We start from the raw sequence: 2,396 nt of genomic DNA on the forward strand, positions 1-2,396 counted from the left end.
CAGATCAACGACAAGCCCGAGCTGAAGCAGAACAACAAAAGCGCGGCGCAAAACCGCTGGATTGCCTACAACAAGATGAGAGGCCAATACGCCAGTGCAATGGAGCATGCGGCGCCGGAGGTGTTCTGGGTGGATAAAACGAAGTGCAGCTACGCAAACAGCAATGGGCAAATAGAAAACCCAACGCTGAAGCCATGTGCGGAAGGCATATCCGCCTTGAAGGCCATTGCCATCGCGCAAGCCGAAGGGCAGAAGATTCACACGATTAACAAAGCCAACGCGCAGACGGCGCTGCAAAAGTTGCCCATAGGCGGAGAAGTGGGCAGTGAAATCAGGAATACCGTCAATGCCGGAAAGGAAGTGACCGTGCATGAGAAGAGCATCAACAAGCACGGGTGGAAGGGGTTTGGATATATTGCTATTGATCCGGAAACCGGGGCCGGGGCTTATTTGATTGAGGGGGCGGTAATAGATGTGTAATTTTTGCCATCATATTTGCAATCGTGGTAGCTACAATAATTTTAGCAGTGTTTGCCCCATTGCTAATAACTATATTTTCTGCCATTGCCGCAGTCACAGGGATCTTCACAGCAGCTGCTATATCTGTTATCCTTTCTGGACTGGCATTATGGATAAGCGCAGAAAAAAATCTCAATGATAATCCTTGCGCGCAAATGCTCTTTCAAACATTGGCCACATCAATGATTACGCTTCCAGTCGGAGTGACTGCCAAGGTTGCCAAGCAGATACTTAGTTTAGTCCATCTGGAAGGCGCTTTTTGGGGAACAACTGTTGGTGCTGCATCAGGCGCGAAAGCCTGCTTCGCTTCTTGAGGTGTAAAATGGCTAAAGATATGCTTGATATCATAACCTTGGCGTCCTTTTTACTTGTCTTCTACTTTGCCAAGTTGAAAAATCACAAGCTCTCCATAGTATTATCAATATTGGTTATTGGAAGTTATTCGTTATTTTTGCTGGTGTTCGTAGGATATTACAACGAAAAATTATTCATCAAACTGATGTATATATTATTAATGGCCTTCTCATATCATATAATGCGAATTAATAAGAATTAATGAGCACATGTATGCTATGTGCCTGAAGAATTTTATTCGTGATATTATAGGCTAGGAGGCGAGGTTTATTTCTTTTGAGTGCCTGCTTGGATATATCTCTAACATTTGGCACCATATACGCTCTTGGTTATACTATGGTGAACAAGGCATGGAAAATTACTGGCGAGAGCGGCAGTAGCGCCTTGGATTCCAAACAGGTTTTACCTGACCTAGCATCAATGAGTGTTCAGACATTGTCCAAGTTGCAGCAATTACGTCCTGATGGAGTGAGTAAGATCTGAAATATCGATGCGGTTTCGTCGCAACAAATGTATAAAAGGGTAATGCTTTCGCATTGATGTCGATAATCTTTATGGAACGAATTTCAAGCAATAATCATGTCTAAACATAATACTCAGATTGGGAAAATAAAAAACTGCATGGAAAAAGAAAGGAGTAGGCTATATTTTATCATCAGGAATGCCGTCAATGCTGGCAAGGAAGTGACCGTGCATGAGAAAAGCATCAACAAGCACGGGTGGAAGGGGTTCGGGTATATTGTTATTGATCCGGAAACCGGGGCCGGGGCTTATATCATAGAAGGGAGTGGGAATGGGGGATGGCTTGCTTTGGCAAATAATTACCTGATTTTGTATGGCCTAATGGCTTGGGAAAAAATTCGCCAAGACAGGATCGCCCTACAATCCATCACAGGCCAGCTTAATGCCAACTATCGGGAAACTGAGCATTTCTTATATGCACTTCAGCATCTTACGCCTGAACAAGGGTGGCTTGTTAATGCAATAGCTACAGAGGGATATTGGATTGTAAAAGCGTTGTCCAACCTAATACTCCAGGGATATTTACCATTCAAAGGTAGTCCGGTGACTTGGGATCAGCTGATTGCCGGCCTATATGGTGGATATTGAGCAAATTTTGGATGTGCAGGGATTCGTCAATGAAAAGAGTTTGGGCATTTTTTTTGATACTTCTATTCGCTGTTTATTTGGTCTATCAGATCAAATCAGAACATGATGAAATCAGGGAGATTTGCAGCAATTCGTTAGAATTAAAAATATCCGAACTAAGTGTCCGATCAAGCAATAAGAATCTAAAATTTTCATTTAGCGATGGTACAGGTTTGATCTATGGATTAAAAACGTTTGGTCGAGTTGCGTGTTTAATAAAATATGATCTAGACGTAGTTACGAGCGCAGAATTTAGTGCTGTTGATTGAGAGTCTGGCTATGGACATAGGCCACTTGCGGCATGTGCGCTGGGTGAAAGATGATGATCCCAAGAGCCAGATCAACGACAAGCCCGAGCTGAAGCAGAACAACAA

At 43.2% G+C, this 2,396-nt stretch carries 2 protein-coding genes and 1 pseudogene; all 3 read left to right on the forward strand.

The features are described 5' to 3' along the window. Window positions 1-480: pseudogene (locus tag QB898_RS12885) on the forward strand (hypothetical protein); the annotation flags it as partial. A 47-nt stretch (window positions 481-527) separates the two neighbouring features. Beyond that, on the forward strand, window positions 528-833 hold the full coding sequence (locus tag QB898_RS12890) for a hypothetical protein (protein ID WP_279525273.1): 306 nt from the start codon (window positions 528-530) through the stop codon (window positions 831-833). Between the two features lie 619 nt (window positions 834-1,452). Continuing rightward, window positions 1,453-1,983 carry a hypothetical protein gene (locus QB898_RS12895; protein ID WP_279525274.1) on the forward strand — a complete coding sequence of 177 codons (531 nt, stop codon included), beginning with the start codon at window positions 1,453-1,455 and terminating at the stop codon, window positions 1,981-1,983. Window positions 1,984-2,396 lie beyond the last annotated feature (413 nt).

The sequence above is a fragment of the Ottowia cancrivicina genome, assembly GCF_029813755.1.
Lineage (GTDB): Bacteria > Pseudomonadota > Gammaproteobacteria > Burkholderiales > Burkholderiaceae_C > Ottowia > Ottowia massiliensis.